The organism is Embleya australiensis (assembly GCF_051903075.1).
GTDB lineage: Bacteria > Actinomycetota > Actinomycetes > Streptomycetales > Streptomycetaceae > Embleya.
In genome coordinates, this window is the sequence record NZ_CP182422.1 from 5,428,313 (window position 1) to 5,443,686 (window position 15,374).

Annotated in this window: 9 protein-coding genes; 1 reads left to right on the forward strand and 8 read right to left on the reverse strand. The window is 74.0% G+C overall.

Features of this window, described 5'->3' with window-relative positions:
• Positions 1–2,592 precede the first annotated feature (2,592 nt).
• The 4 genes from ACMXN5_RS23595 to ACMXN5_RS23610 form a co-directional block, all read right to left on the reverse strand.
• The gene (locus tag ACMXN5_RS23595) at positions 2,593–4,374 is read right to left on the reverse strand and encodes an ABC transporter ATP-binding protein (protein WP_439676873.1); all 1,782 of its coding nucleotides are present in this window, start codon (positions 4,372–4,374) and stop codon (positions 2,593–2,595) included.
• Between the two features lie 367 nt (positions 4,375–4,741).
• Complete coding sequence (locus tag ACMXN5_RS23600) at positions 4,742–4,879, reverse strand: VenA family class IV lanthipeptide (RefSeq protein WP_379995868.1); 138 nt, start codon at positions 4,877–4,879, stop codon at positions 4,742–4,744.
• Positions 4,880–4,957: 78 nt separating this feature from the next.
• Positions 4,958–6,775 carry an alpha/beta fold hydrolase gene (locus ACMXN5_RS23605; RefSeq protein ID WP_439678059.1) on the reverse strand — a complete coding sequence of 606 codons (1,818 nt, stop codon included), beginning with the start codon at positions 6,773–6,775 and terminating at the stop codon, positions 4,958–4,960.
• 5 nt (positions 6,776–6,780) lie between these two features.
• A complete protein-coding gene (locus ACMXN5_RS23610; RefSeq protein ID WP_439676874.1) occupies positions 6,781–10,092 on the reverse strand; it encodes a lanthionine synthetase LanC family protein in 3,312 nt (1,103 codons plus the stop codon).
• 552 nt (positions 10,093–10,644) lie between these two features.
• On the opposite strand from ACMXN5_RS23610, the gene ACMXN5_RS23615 reads away from it, so the two are divergent.
• The gene (locus ACMXN5_RS23615; protein ID WP_439676875.1) at positions 10,645–10,824 is read left to right on the forward strand and encodes a hypothetical protein; all 180 of its coding nucleotides are present in this window, start codon (positions 10,645–10,647) and stop codon (positions 10,822–10,824) included.
• A 256-nt stretch (positions 10,825–11,080) separates the two neighbouring features.
• Here the strand turns inward: ACMXN5_RS23615 and ACMXN5_RS23620 are convergent, their stop codons facing one another.
• From ACMXN5_RS23620 to ACMXN5_RS23635, 4 genes are all read right to left on the reverse strand, one after another.
• Complete coding sequence (locus tag ACMXN5_RS23620) at positions 11,081–11,752, reverse strand: response regulator (protein WP_439676876.1); 672 nt, start codon at positions 11,750–11,752, stop codon at positions 11,081–11,083.
• Positions 11,749–13,014, reverse strand: a complete 1,266-nt coding sequence (locus ACMXN5_RS23625; RefSeq protein ID WP_439676877.1) for a sensor histidine kinase — start codon at positions 13,012–13,014, stop codon at positions 11,749–11,751. Before ACMXN5_RS23625 ends, ACMXN5_RS23620 begins: the two co-directional genes overlap by 4 nt.
• Positions 13,015–13,100: 86 nt before the next feature.
• Positions 13,101–13,862, reverse strand: coding sequence for an SDR family NAD(P)-dependent oxidoreductase (locus ACMXN5_RS23630; RefSeq protein WP_439678060.1), 762 nt, complete (start codon positions 13,860–13,862; stop codon positions 13,101–13,103).
• 101 nt (positions 13,863–13,963) lie between these two features.
• Positions 13,964–15,265 carry a PASTA domain-containing protein gene (locus tag ACMXN5_RS23635; RefSeq protein WP_439676878.1) on the reverse strand — a complete coding sequence of 434 codons (1,302 nt, stop codon included), beginning with the start codon at positions 15,263–15,265 and terminating at the stop codon, positions 13,964–13,966.
• Positions 15,266–15,374 lie beyond the last annotated feature (109 nt).

Below are 15,374 nucleotides of genomic sequence, written 5' to 3' on the forward strand. Positions count from 1 at the left end.
AGACCGAAGCGGCCCCCCAAGCCTCCGCCGAGCCCTCCTGCGCCCCCGTGCGCGAGATACGTCGGCGGCGCCCCGCATCGGACGTTCCCGCCGTGTCGCCTCGGGCGGGGTCCACGCCCGGGCCCGGGGCGGATGCCGGGCCTTCCTCCGCTGCCGCTGCCGCTGCCGCTGGCTCCTGGCGCGGGCTCGTGCGCGGCCTGTGGTGCCATCTGCGGCCCGGGCCGGACGTTCCTGCCGTGTCGCCTCGGGAGGCGTGCGCTCCCGGGTCCGGGGCGGGTGCCGGACCTTCCTCGTCTGCGGCCGGCTCCCGGCGCAGGTCGGGGTCGGTGCGCGGCCTGTGCCGACGGCGCCCCGCATCGGGCGTTCCCGCCGTGTCGCCTCGGGCGGGGTCCACGCCCGGGTCCGGGGCGGATGCCGGGCCTTCCTCGCCTGCCGGCGGCTCCCGGCGCGGGTCGGTGCGCGGCCTGTGCCATCTGCGGCCCAGGTCGGGCGTTCCTGCCGTGTCGCCTCGGGAGGCGTGCACTCCCGGGTCCGGGGCGGATGCCGGACCTTCCTCGCCTGCCGGCGGCTCCCGGCGCGGGTCGGTGCGCGGCCTGTGCCATCTGCGGCCCAGGTCGGGCGTCCCTGCCGTGTCGCCTCGGGAGGCGTGCACTCCCGGTTCCGAGGCGGATGCCGGGCCTTCCTCCGCTGCCGCCGGCTCCCGGTGCGGGCTCGTGCGCGGCCGCCTGTGCCGGCTGCGGGCCGGATCGGGTGTCCCTGCCGTGTCGCCCTCGGTGGCGTGTACGCCCGGGCCCGGGGCGGATGCCGGGCCTCCGTCACTTGCCGCCGGCTCTTGGCGTCGGCCTGCGTCGGGTGTTTCTGCCGTGTTGTCTTGCGTGGGGGGCGCAGCCAAGGTCGAGGAGAACGCTGGGGCTTCCTTCGCTGCCGCCGACTTCCGCCGCCGGCCCGGGCCCAGGATGCGTCGGCGGCGTCCCGTGTCGGGTCGTTGCGCCGGGTCGGTCGGTGTGGGCTTTGCTTCGGAGGCCGAGCCGTCCTCGTGGCGCTGCTCCGGTACCGCTGCCGCCGGTCGGGCGTCGGACTGCGGGCGGCCGAGCGGGGCTTCCGGGGCGGTATGCGTGGAGTCCGCCGGCGTCGGGTCGAATGTCGAGCCGTCCGTGGCCGATTCCCGGGCCGGGCCCGCGCGTCGGCCGGTGCGCAGGATCCGCCACCCGCCTCCGTTTGCCGGCGTTGGCGGTGTCTCGTCCGGCCCTGGCCCCTCGTCGGCGTCCCGACGCGGCGCCGCTGCGCGGTGTGGGCGGCCGGGGCGGGGAGCTCGTCGGCGGCCCGGACGGTCGGGTGATTCGTCCGGGTCGACCCGGATTGGGGTCTGGGCGACCTCCGGCGTAGTGCCCGACCACACCACCAGGCGGCGGGCGGATCGGGTCTCCGTGGCCCGGGGCGGCTCGCGGTCGCCCTCGTCGGAAGCGGTGGCGCGTTTGGCCGGCTCGGTGGGAAGGCCGCCCAGGTCCCAGACCGGGATCACCACCCGTCGGCGGCGGTCCGTCGGCCCGTCGTGGTCGTCGTCCGTCATCCGGCTTCCCCCTTCGGTCCCGGCCGGTTCGCCGGATTCCGTCCTGTCGTCGGCGGCACTAGCCGTCGGGCGCGCGGCGCTCGCGCGTGGTTCGACCATCCGCGTCGCGTGCACGGACACCGCCGAACACCAGGCCCACTCACCACTCCGCCCCCCGACCGAGCCTTCGCTCCAAGACCCGATCGCGCCCTGAGGCCGGGACCCACCGGCGGTCGCCACGGGGGCGTCGGCCTCGGGCCCGGTCGTGATGTCGGCCCTGACCCGGTCGCCGGTCCGAGACTCGATCCCGACCTCGGGCCCGGCCCAAGACCCCGACGAGGCTCGCATCCGTGTTTCGTCCCAGATCCCGATCGCGTCCCGAGGCGGGGACTCGCCGGCGGTCGGCACCGGGGCATCAATCTCGTGCCCGATCGCGGCGTCGGAGCCGGCCCGGTCACCTGTCCGGGCCTCCTCCCAGGACCTGATCGGGGCCCAAGACGGGGATCCGTGCCCGCCAGTGGTCGCCACGGGGGCATCAGTCTCGGGCCCGGTCGTGCTGTCCGCCCCGTCCAGGTCGCCCCTCCCGGATCCGACCTCGACCTCGGGCCGGGCCCGAGGCCCCGGCGCGGTCTCCGTTCGGGTCTCCTCCCAGGACCTGATCACGGCCCGAGACGGGGATCCGTGCTCGCCGGCGGTTGCCACGGGGGCGTCGACTTCCGGCCCGGTCGTGATGTCGGCCCCGACCCCGTCGCCAGTCCGAGACTCGATCCCGACCTCGGGCCCGACCCAAGACCCCGACGAGGCCCGCGTCCGTGTCCCGTCCCAGGTCCCGATCGCATCCCAAGGTCGGGACTCGCCGGCGGTTGCCACGGGGGCGTCGACCTCGGGCCCGGTCGTGATGTCGGCTTCGATCCGGTCGCCCGTCCGGGACTCGATCCCGACCTCGGGCCCGGCCCAAGACCCCGGCGCGGCCCCCGTCCACGTCTCGTGCTCGGCCCCGGCTCGGGTATCGGTCTCCATCTCGCCCCCGGCCCCATCCCCCGTCACGTCCGCTCCTCCCTCGTGAATACCGCGCGGTATGCCGGGTCGTTCCACAGTTCCGTGTGTGGGCCGAGGGCCTTGACGCGGCCGGATTCGAGCCAGGCCACGAAGTCGGCGTCGGCCGCTGCCGTGGCGCGGTGGGCGACGACGATTCGGGTGCGGTCGGCCAGGCCCGTGCGGAAGGCCTCGTGGATGTGGTGTTCGGTGACCGTGTCCAGGCCGCTGGTCGCGTCGTCCAGCACCAGGACCCGCGCGTCCTGGACCAACGCGCGTGCCAGGCCGAGCCGTTGCACCTCGCCGCCGGACAGCGCCAGGCCGTCGATCCGGGTCGCGTAGCCGGCCGGCAGTCGGCGGACGAAGTCGTCCGCGTAGGCCATCCGGGCCGCCCCGGTCACCGCCTCCGGATCCGCCCCGGGCCGGCCGTACGCCAGCGCCTCCGTCAGATCGGTGCCCACCAGGACCGGGCGCGGAAACGCGTACGCGACCCCCCGCCGCAACTCGCCGCGCGCCAACCGGGTCACCGGCAGCCCGTCGAGCAGCACCTCGCCCTCGTCCGGCTCGCGCAGCCGCCCGGCCAGCGCCGCCAGCGTCGACTTGCCCGACCCGGACGCTCCCACCAGCGCCACACACGCCCCCGCCGGCACCGTCAGGTCGATCCCGTCGAGCACCACCCGCCCCCCGGCCGAGTCGGCCGCCCGCACCCGCACCCCCCGGAAGACCAGTTCGCCGCCCCCCGGCGGCAGAGTGCGCGCGGTGCCGTACCCGGCGGGCTCGACCGCCAGCAACTCGGCCGCCCGTACCCGCCCCGCACGGGCATGCGCCACCCCGACCAGCGCCTCCACCTGCTCCAGGAACCCCAGACCCAGCGCCGCGTATCCGGCCGCCGCGACCAACTGCCCCGGGGGAATCCGCCCCTCGGCGAGCAACCACCCCGCCGTCGCGAGCACCGTCAGCTCGACCATCGGCGCGAGCAGCAACACCTGTGCGACGGCGCTGCGTTGGGCCCGCCACAGGCCGTGCCCGGCGGCCGAGAGCTCCGGCAGCGGGGCCAGGATCCGGGCGATCTCCCGTTCACGCGTGCCGCACGCGCGGATCGTCCGCGCCCCCGCGAGCGCGTCGGTCAACCGGCCGGCCAACCCGCCCTGTACCGCCTGGTATCGAGTGAACAGGTCGGTCGCGCGGGCCATGAACACCCGCACCACGAGCAGCCCCGGCAGCAGCCCGCCGAGGAAGCCGACCGCGAGCCACGGATCGATCAGGGCCAGCGCGACGATGCCGCCGAGCGAGGTGACCAGTGCGCCGAGCGTGCCGAGCAGCGACGGGACGAGCCCGGCCGCGTCGGGCGCGGCGCCGACCAGGCGCGAGGTGACGTCGCCGGCGGGAAAAGGATTCCGCGAACCGGTGCCCAGGTCGGTGACGTGTACGGCGAGCCGGCGGCGCAGGCGCGCGGTGAGTTCGGCGGCCAGCCCCGGACCGGCGATCTCCGCGAGCAGACCGGCCAGCAGGCCGAGGACCAGGACGGCGATCAGCCGTACGGTCGGCCCCGAGGCGGAGTCGCCCCGCACCACCGCGTCCACCGAGCCGGCCACCGCCGCCGGCAACAACAGCGCGGCGATCGATCCGGCCGGGACGGCGAGCGCGAGGGTCACCGTCGCCCCGGGTGCCACCCGCAGCGCGCCGCGCACCCCGGTGCCGGTGCGATCCTTCGGCGCCGACGCCGGTATCGGCGTCGGTGTCGGCGCGCCCGCCGGGAGCGCCTGCGCGGCTATCGGGACGTCGACCACGGCGTGCCTCCTCGGATGCGCGGGCCGTCGAGCGCAGCGGACCGGCGCGCCAGCCGCGCCCCCGCTCCCGCCCTCGCCGTCGCGGGGAAAAACGCGCGCGAGCGGCGTGCCCCCTGGGCGTCGGTCGCCCGGATTGCGATGCTGATCTGGGCCCGGTGACCGGGAGCTCCTGATTCCGGCAGGAACTCCCGGTCCCGGGTTCGTACGTGTCGAACAACCTGTTGACCCGACCGAAGCGTCGACCGGTCTCACGAGCGCGACCGATCGTGCCCGCGAACCACGTCCGGCTGTCGAGTTCGGCTGCCGAGACGTCTACCGAATCCGGGTGCCGAGTCCGGTACCGGATCCGCGTCCCGGACGCGGTGCGCTAGTTGATCGTGAAGAGCAGGCAGGTGATCAGCAGACAGGTGAACTGACACCCGTTGCCGCCGTGCCCGCCCAGCTCGACCGACTCGGTCTCGGGAAGCTGCTGCAGCGCGGCGAGGTCGGTCTCGATGTGCTCCATGGTGAATCTCCTTCGGGACGTGCCGCCGCCGCGAGCGGTTGCCCGCGACGGGTGGTGCGGGGCGATTCCCCCCTGTCGTCACACCCGGCCGGTTTGCAGGAAACCGGTGAGGTGGGCGTGGAGTTCGGGCGCCCCATCCCCGGCCAGGGCCTCGTGGCCGAGACCGGGAAGCTCCAGATAACGAAAGTCGGCGCCCTCGACCCGGCCGTGCGCGAGCAGCGTGTGGCGCAGCGCCCTGGACTGGCCGACGGGGATGGTGTCGTCCCGGTCGCCGTGCACGAACAGCAGCGGTACGGCGATGCGTTCGCACACCGCGAGCACGTCGCGCGGACCCTGGTCGTCGACGTATTCGGTGTCCCCGCCGAGCCGGGTCATCAGCGCGCGGATCGGCAGCGACGCCTCGGCGATCAACCTCGGCCCGGACAGGAACGGCGCGACCGCGAGGCAGCGCGACCACGCACTCGGCGCGAACGACGCGGCGAGCAGCGCGAGGTAGGCCCCGTAGCTGACCCCGAACAGGGCGGCCGGCGCACGGCCGAAGGCGGCCCGCTCGGCGGCCAGGGTGCGGCCGATCGCGGTGACGTCGGCCAGATCCGGGCCGCCCCACGCGCCGTGCAGCTCGCGGGCGAAGCGGGCGCCGTATCCGGTACTGCCGCGCTGGTTCGGCGCCACCACCGCGATGCCCGCCGCCGCGAGCCGTTGCAGCAGCGGGTCGAACTCGAACCGCCACGCCGCCGCCGGGCCGCCGTGCAGGGCGAGCAGGACGTGCTCGGCGCACCGCCAGTCGGGGCCGCCGTAGACGATCGACTCGACCGGACCGGTCCCGCCGACCAGCAGTTCCAGATGGGCCGGCCGCCACTGGGGTCGGTCCGCGTCGTCGAAGCCGACGAACGGGCCCGGTTCGCCGTCCTGGCGCCACGACCCCGGCCGGGACGGGTCGAGCCGGGCCAGGCAACTGGGCCGATCCGGCGCGGAGAACGGGATGCGCAACCCCTGTTCGGTCCACCGGCCGACCGCGCCCAGGCACCCGTCCGGCGTGGCCGCCTCGACCAGCTCGCCATCCTCCGGGGTCCATACGGCCAGCCGCGAGATCGCCCCCCGGTCGAGCTGGATCGCCACCCGGCGGCCGTCCGGCGCGATCGCGATCGGGCGTACCTGTGCGTCGGGCACATGTACGACCTCGGGAAACCGCACCCGGCCCGGCGCCTGCGTGCGATCGGTGGGCAGCCGGATCCAGCCGAGCCGATCCGAGCCCGGCGCGTCGCTCGCGATCACCAGCAGGCCGCCGACCGGATCGGCGAGCAGGAGCCGGTCGTTGCTCTCGTCGGTCAGCTCCAGGAACGGGCGTACGGTCGCCGTCTCCAGGTCGAGCGCGACCGTCTTGACCCGGCCGCCGCGCACCTTGTCCAGGGCGAGCCGGCCGCCGTCCGGATCGAGCCAGACCCCCCCGCTGTACAGCCCCGACAACTCGGCGGCGGGGTCCAACCGCCCGTCCTCACGGACCAGCCACACCGTCGTCGACGGGGACGTGTCCGCCCCGAGGGCGAGGGCGAGCGCGTCCGTACCGGGGTAGGGGAGCAGCCGCAGGCCCGGCAGCCGGACCATGGCCAAGTGCCGTTCGCTGCCCGCGTCGTCGGCTTCGAGCAGGACCAACTCGTGCCGCCCGGGCTCGTGTCGGCAGGCCAGCACCCGACCGTCGGGGAGGGCGAGCAACTGCGTGTGCAGCCGCTCGGGCGCACCGGTGCCGACCGGGATCGCGCCACTGGCCCGCCCCGGTCGCAACGACCACGACTCCACCCGCCACGTGCCGTCGCCCGGCGTGGCCAGGCACGTGGCGTGCCCGCCGTCGGCCGCGAACGACCAACTGATCCGGCGTAGCGGTCGAGTCGACACCATGGTGCTCACGCTTCCTCACCGTCCAACCACAACCGGGCTCCGCCGTGGCGGAGCCGGAGCAGGAAGCCGAGGGCACCGGCGGTGCCGGTGCCGTACGAGGCGGACACACCCGTGGCGCTCTCGTCGGCCGGCACCCGCAGGCCGTCGACGATCGCGGTCCGTACCCGCAGCTGATCGGCGAGCTCGGCGGCCCGCGCACGATGGATCGGCTCGCCCAGCGCCTCGGCCAGGTCGAGCAGGAACTCCCCGTTGCCCGCGAGGCCGTGGCACGCGGTGGTGCCCGAATGCCACCGGGCACGATGGGCCGCCGCGCCTGCCCGCTCGGCCAGGTCGCGGTGGAGCGGATCGTGGTCCGCCCGCCACAGCCGGATCAGGAATGTACCGACGCCGGCCGAGCCGCTGCACCAGTACGCCAACCGGATCCCCGCCGGATCGCCCGGACCCTGCGGCCACCACGCGCCGTCGCCGTCGACGCGCACGGTACGGGTGAGGGTGTGCGCCGCCGCCCGGGCGCCGTCGAGGTAGCCCTCGCGGCCGGTGGCCAGCGCCGCTTCGAGGAGGAACGCGCCCACCCCGGCGACGCCGTGCGCGAATCCGAGGTGCGCGGCGCCGGCGAGGCGCGAGTCGAAGTCCTGCGGTACGGGCCACAGGGTCAGGTCGCCGGTCTGCCGGGCGGCGCCGAGCAGCGTGTCGGCACACGCGACGACGCGCTGCCGGAACCGTTCGTCGCCGGTGGCCCGCCACATTCGGACCTGGAGCAGACCGGCCCCGGCGGCGCCGTGGCACACGTCCGGGTTGGGCCAGGCGATCGGTACGCGCAGGGCGAGGTCGGCGGCGCCGGCGGCCAGTTCGGCGTCGCCGAGCAGCGCCGCCGCGTCGTGCAGGGCCCAGGCGGTGCCGGAACGCCCGAAGTGCAGCCCGGGTAAGACCACCGGCTCGGCCGCGGCCCGATCGCGCAGCCAGGCGGCGCTGTCCTCGACCGCGCGATGCAGGGTGTAGCGCAGCCGGGGTTCGAGCGTGGTGGTGTGCGCGGCCCGGGCCAACACGCCGAGCACGCCGGCCGCGCCGTACTGCACGCTGCACGGATCCATCGCCGCCGCGCCGGCCGTCATCGGCCACAGCCGATCCACCCGCCCGGGCGTCATCGTGGCCACGAGGTGCGCGAGCCCGTCCCGAAGCAGCACGTCGTCCTCGGGCGGCTGCGGATGCGGCGGCACCTTGTCACCCTCGGTGTCCGGGTGCGGCCGAGGCCCGTCCGGCGCATCCCGCCGCCCGGCACATCCGGCCCACCCGTCGGCGGCACCGCCGAGGCCTGACTCGCGGCGGGGGTCGTCGCTCGGCAGGTCTGCCGGTACGAGTCCCGACCGTTCGCCCACCGCGCCCACGGCGCGGCCCGATTCGCGCCGAGGGCCACCGCTCCGCAGGTCTGCGCGCGCGAGGTCCGACCGCCTGTCCACCCGGCCGCTCGCCGCGCCCACGGCGTGGTCCGATTCGCGGCGGGGGTCGTCGCTCGGCAGGTCTGCCGTCATGCGGTCCGACCGGCTGCCCACCCGGTCGCCCGACAGGCCCACCGACTGTGCGCGCGTCACGTTTCCCACGCCGGTAGGCGTCCCGTCGCTCGTCCCCGTGGCTGCCCTGTCGCTCGGTTCGCAGCGCGACCCGGTGGCCGACCCGCCGTTCGGCCCGGCGGCAGCCCCGTCGTCCGGCTCACCGTTCGGCCCGTCGCCCGAGCGCGAGCGCGCATCGTCGACCGTGTCCGCCGCGTCCCCGCCCGCCGTCCCCGCCGCGAAGGCCGATGCCCGCTCCGTCGACCAGCGTTGGGTCGGGTCCTCGTGCCACAGGCCGCGGATCGCCGGGGCCAGGCGCCGTGCGGTTTCGCCGTATTGGGCCGCCAACTCCAGCCATGCGCCGAGGCGTTCCACCGTGTCGCGGGTGGTGCCGACGTCCTCGGGCAGGGCCGGGTCGGCGCCGGTGGCGAGCAGGAAGAACAGGCCGCCGAGGCTGTACAGGTCGGCCGAGGGATGCGCGCGATGGCTGCCGTCGACGCCCGGCCGCTGCTCCGGCGCCCGATAGCCGGGCGTACCCGCGGCGCCGGCCGACACCCCGATCTCGGCGGCCAGTTCCAGATCCACCAGCCGCAGCGCGCCGTCCGGCCCGACCAGCACATTCGTCGGCGACAGGTCGCGAATCACCAGACCCTCGCCGTGCACGGTCCGGACCAGCCGGATCAGCCCCTCGACGAGAGGCCGAGCGAGTGCCCACGGTACGCCCAAATCCGCGGCGTGCCGGACCACCCAGGCACGCAACGGCTCGCCCGGTACCCGCTCCTGGGCCAGGAAGATCGTCTCGGCCTCTTCGAGCAGCGCGACGTGCCGAGGGGTTACGCCGGTGTGTTCGAGCCGCCGCATCAGCACCGCCTCGTGCCGCAGCGCCGCGCACGCGTCCCGCCCGGAGCGGTCCACCTCGATGTGCGCGCGAGCCTGCTTGACCACGACGTCGGTGTCGTCGGTGGTGTCCTTGCCCAGGAACACGCCGCCCTTGGCGGAGTGCCGCAGCGCCGAGGTGACCGCGAATCGGCCGCCGATCAGCACCGCCGCCCGCCGAGGCGCCGGCTCGGACGCGGCGGCCGGCGCCGAACGGGCCCGCCGTACCAGCGGATCCGGCGCCCACGACGGCGGAGCGAACCACGCCTCCCGGGCGTCGTCCACGGCCGACCCGTCGGGGTCGGTCAGCACCGCGCGATAGCCGCCGTCGTTGCCGAGCACCGCCCGACGGCCGAATCCGCCGTAGCGGTAGTGCACCACGCTGCCGGGCCGGCACGGCCGGTCGGAGAGGATGCCCGGGCCGGTCAGCTCGCGGGTGACCTCGTCGAGCGCGTCCACCAGTTCCATGAACTGCTCGTCGTCGTCGGGATAGACGGTGATGAACTTGCCCGCCGAAGCCCGGTCCGCCTCACGGGAGTTGAGCATCCGCAACCGCTCCAGGTCACCGGCGAACTTGAACGCCACCTGGCGCGGCAACAACACGTCGCAGACCCGGCCGAGCACGTGCGGGGCATCCCCGGTCCGCGCGCTGACATGGATCTTCCAGCCCTGCGCGCGAGCCGCGTGGCCCGGCGGCCGTACGGTGCACCAGAAGTCGTCGAAGCGCACATCCCACGCATCGGCGGAGCCCGGGGCCCGCCCGTCGTTTCCCTGTTCCCGGGCACCGACCGCATCGCGATCGAGCGCCGCACGGACGCGGTCGACCAGGTTCGTACCCGGCGCGCCGTGGCCGCCGGTGCGCTCCGCCCGGTGTCCGCGAGTCGTCGTCGCCATCCCTGGACTTCCCCCCTCGACAGTGCCCTCGCGCCCCGGCCGACGACGCGTCGCGCGCCCGTCGACCGATGCCCGGAAACGGTTGTCGAGCGACCGGGTGCCCCGGTCGCCGACGCGGCCGCCCCGCCTCGGATCGCTCCCCCCGACGGGACGGCATGACCGTACGCAGCGCCTTCGGGCCACCTCAACGAGTTGCGACTCCCTTCACCCAATTGAGTGAAGTGACCCGCATTGAGGACCAGTTGGTCAGTTCATCTGCATATTCCCGCCCAGCCGCCATCCCCCCAGCTCAGCCCACCCATCGCCCCACCCCCACACGCCAGAGGATGGCCCAATCGAGCGAGCCCCCACCCGACCTCCACATCCCCAATTCGGCTCCCCAATTCCCACGGAATCGCCCGGAGGCACACGCAAGCGCACAGGGAGCGAGACCAAGCAGATTTCCCATCCGGGAAACCGACCGAACTTGACCCCACATCCGGCGCCGAAGCAGCATCGGACGCAACGGAGCGCGCACCGCACGCAAGCATCGATGGCACCGGCCGGACTCGGATGTTCGACGCGAACTTCTACGACGTGCAGACCAACGAGGAGTTCTGGGTCTCCGGGCCGAAGCGGGACCGCACCGACACCCGCTACGGCCCCTCCAACTCCGAAATCGAGCCGGACGCCGTCGAGACCTATCACGCCTTCCTGGAGGGTGCTGCCCTGCCGGGCCGAGAAAACGGTTAGCCGTGCGCCCTCGTGAGCCGGCCTGTCCGCTTCTTGATCGGAACAATGGAGAGTGCACTGACCTGCAACGATGGGGCTTGTCGAGGGTCCTGTCAGCTGCAAGGAAAGAAGCACTCCCCAGCGAAGAAGGCCATCGGGTCAGGACGCGGATGAGGTCATGGAGCCGTTGACGCGCCCGGAACGATCAGGTGCGGGGGCGAATGACGACGGCCGCGGCGAGGTAGCCGTGTCCAGGTGGACGTAAGCCCGCACGTCCCTACTCGGCGATGCCGCGTTGTTGGGCCAGGATTGCGGCTTGGACTCGGCTGTTGAGGCCCAGTTTGGTGAGGATGCGGCTGACGTGGGTTTTCGCGGTGGCCTCGGCCATGTCCAGGTGGGCGGCGATGCGTTGGTTGGACATGCCTCGGCCCAGGCAGGCCAGGACGTCGCTTTCGCGCGGGGTGAGTGAGGCCAGGGCCTCGGCGGGGACGTCCGGGCCGTCCGCCGGCCGGGTCGGGGGCGGGCTCGCGAACGCGTGGATCAGCCGACGGGTGACCTCCGGCGCGACGAAGCCGTCGCCGCGCGCGACCAGGCGTACCGCCTCGACCAACCGGGCGGCGTCGGCCGTCTTGAGCAGGAACCCGGCGGCGCCCGCGCGCAGTGCGCCGAACACGTACTCGTCCAGGTCGAACGTGGTCAGCACGAGCACGTCCAGGCCCGCCGCGGTCAACTCCCGGGTGGCGCTGATCCCGTCGAGGCGCGGCATCCGTACGTCCATCAGCACCACGTCCGGCCGCAACGTCCGGGCCAGCGCCACCGCGTCCTCGCCGTCGGCGGCCTCGCCGACCACCTCGATGCCCGGCTCCGCGTCCAGGATCAGGACGAGCCCCGCCCGGACCGCCGCCTGATCCTCCGCGACCAGCACCCGCAGCGTCTCGGGGTCGTTCACCCGGTCCCACCCTTCGGCCCCGTCGGGGCGTTCTTGATTCCGGCGTCGAGCACCACGTCGTCACCGCACGGGAGTTCGGCCCGCAGATGCCACCGGCCGTCGCGCGGGCCCGCCTCGAACAGGCCGCCGAGCAACGAGACCCGCTCCGACATGCCGACCAGACCCGCCCGTGCGCCGGGCAGTCCGGTGACGTGGTCGGGGTCGATCCCGTTCTCGCCGGTGATCACCACATCATCGGCGCGATAGGCGAAGACCAGGCGCAACCGCTGCGGCGTGGCGTGCTTGAGGGCGTTGGTCAGTGTCTCCTGGACCACCCGATAGGCCGCGAGGTCGACCGGGGTGGGCAACTCGCGCACCATGCCGACGATCTCGATGTCCACGTGCAGCCCGGCCCGGCGCACGTGTTCGACCAGTCGATCGGTCTCGGCCAGGCGAGGTACCGACACCGGCTCCTCGGGAGTGTTCTCCGAGCGCAGCAGACCGATCATCCGGCGCATCTCGGTGAGCCCCTGCACGCTGCTCTCTCGGATCACCTCCAGCGCCTCGCGCAGCCGCGCCTCGTCCAGGCTCTTCACGGACAACGCGGCGGTGGACTGGACCGCGACCGCGCTCAGGTGGTTGGCGATCACGTCGTGCAACTCGCGGGCCATCCGGGCACGTTCGGCGATCACGGCGGCCTGGTGGTCGAGTTCGGCCAGCCGTGCCGTCTGGGCGGAGCGCAGCCGTTCCACCTCGGCCTTCTCCCGGTGCTCGCGCACCGAGAACCCGGTGAGCGCGGGGGAGATGGCGACCAGGCCGATGTAGAAGACGGCGAGGACGAAGGTCCGGAAGCTGCGGGTCGTCGCCCAGATGGTGATCGTGCTCACCACCAGCACCGTCAGATTGCCGTACAACAGGCGCCAGGCCAGTCGCGAACTGCCGTACACGCTGACCGCGTACAGCACGTCCGACCACATGATCAGGCCGCCGATCGAGGGCCCGAGCACGGTGTCGACGCCCTCGCCGACGAGTCCGATGGCGAGGGCGAAGCGCGGCGACGAACTGCGGTGGCACTGGGCGACGGTGAGCAGCAGCAACGGCGCGAGCCGCAACCACGGACTCGGATCCCACACGCTCCAGACCACATACGAACGGGTGAAGAGCAGGACGAGCGCGCCCACGAACACCACGCCGCCGATCGCGCAGTCGCGACGGATCGGCGGCGCCAGGCCGGGCAGGTGCACGGGCAGGGGGTGCTGCCACGCGGAGGTCTGATCGCTCACGACCCCATCCCAACATCATGGGGACGGGCGTGCCGACCATTGCCGCCGATCGATGGGGGAAAGCTCCCGGTTCGCAGTGATTACCGCTATTTCGGCTGAAAGCGAATCCCGCCGTCGAGCCGGATCACCTCGGCGTTGAGGTAGCTGTTCGTGAGCAATTCGTACGCGAGCGAGGCGAACTCGTCGGGCACGCCCATGCGCTTGGGGAAGAGCACCTGCGCGCCGAGGGTGTCCTTGACTGCCTGCGGCGCGGCGGCGAACAGCGCGGTGTCCATCGTGCCCGGCGCGATGGTGTTGACCCGTACGCCGATCGCGGACAGGTCGCGCGCCACCGGCAGGGTCAGGCCGACCACGCCGGCCTTGGAGGCGCCGTACGCGGCCTGCCCGATCTGCCCGTCGAACGCGGCCACCGAGGCGGTGCACACGATCGCGCCCCGCTCGCCGTCGGCCTGCGGCTCGACCAAGGCCATCGCGGCGGCGGCCAGGCGGACGGCGTTGAACGTGCCGGTCAGGTTCAGCCGGACGATGAACTCGAACGCGGCCAGCGCGTGCGGGGTGCCGTCCCGCGCCACGGTACGCGCGCCCATGCCGGTGCCCGCGCAGGACACCAGCGCACGCAGCGGCGCGACGGCGACGGCCGCGTCCACCGCAGCCTGTACCTGCTCCTCCTGCGTGACGTCGGTGGCGACGAAGACACCGCCGATCTCGGCGGCGACCGCCTTGCCGCGTTCCTCGTTCTTGTCCGCGATCACCACGGAGGTGCCGCCGGCCGCGAGGCGGCGGGCGGTGGCCTCGCCGAGCCCGGAGGCCCCGCCGGTGACGATCGCGGACGCGCCGGTGAGATCCAGCATGAGCAAGCTCCCTTCGCCTGTTCTTGACTGAAGCAAGCTATTGCATGGCATGGGGAAGCGACCAGGCCCGCCGTGCCGACCGGCCCCGGCCCCCGCCGTCAGCGCGGCGCCGGCGACCCCGCGCTCGGCGCCGTCGCCACCTTCACGGTCACCGTCGAGCCGCGCCGAACCTTCGCTCCCTCGCCCGGAGCGCAGTCGAAGACCGTGTCCTCCGGCGAATCGGCGGTCGGCACGCGCACGATGTGCGCCACCAGGTCGGCGCCGCGCAGCCGGGACTCGGCCTCGGACGACGACGCGCCGACCAGCGGCGGCACCGTCGTCGTCGCCGGCGCGGTCGCCGTGGGGGAGGAGATCGGCGCGGCGGTGGTCGGCGGCGGGGTCGTCCTGGCCCCCGACATCACCACCACGACCTCCGCCCGATCCCGGTCCACCTTTGTCCCGGCCGCCGGATCGGTGGACACGATCGTGCCGCCGCTGCCCCGGATGGTGCCCCGGAAGCCCTTCTCGCGCAGCAGCGCGACGCCCTGCGCCTCGGTCATCCCGACCACGTTCGGCACGGTCAGCCGGGTGGGCGCGCTCGTACTGGGCACGGCCGAGTCGCTCGCGTCCGGCGTGCTCGTCACCGGCGCCTCGGTGGTCGGCCCGGCGGCCGGCATCGGGCTCGTCGACTCCGGCGCGGACGTGGTCGGATTCGTCTTGGCCGCCGGCGAGGTGTCGTCCGAATCCGCCATCGCCATGCCGAGCACCACGGCCACCACGATCGCGGCCACGGTGGCGAACACGGCCGCGACGACCTTCGTCCGCCGATTCCCGTTCCGACGCTCGCGGTCGACCGAGGCACCCGCGGCGGCCCCCGCCGCACCCCACGTCCCCGCGCCGCCGCCGGCGACCACCCGTACCGAGAACGGCGCGCACGCCGCCACCCGCATGTCCCGGGCGGAGACCACCCGCACCGGCACGTCGTTCTCCTCGACGACCCGGGAGTCCTCCTCGAACGCGCTGCCGCCACCGTCCGCGCCGACCTCGCCGAGGCCGAACATCCCGTTCGGCGCGAGCTGGTCCTCCACGTCCGGGGGCACCGTGTACACGATCGTCCAGGTCCGGACCTCGCCCGGATGCAGCTCGGGCGGCCCGGGCCGGTCGAGGCCGATCCGCCGGGCGGCGTCCCGGGGCAGTTCCGGGTCGTAGACGTCCGACACGCTGCCCGTGTTGCGCAGGGTCAGCGTCACCATGACCGTCTCGCCGGGAGCCGCGGTGATCCGACGGGGCTCGCACCACGCCTGTACCGCGCAGGCCGGGTCGCCCATGCGCTGACCATGCAGGTCGGTGCCGCATTGTTCGCCCGGGCAGTACGCGTCCGTCTCCAGATAGGGCGTACCGCACAGCAGACAGTGCAGCATCGTCGTCGTCCCCCTCGTGTCGTACGACAGTGCGAGCCTGCATACCGCACAAACGCTTCGGATGGGGCCGACTTCACACAACCCGGAGGCATTCCGGTGTGCTCCGTCA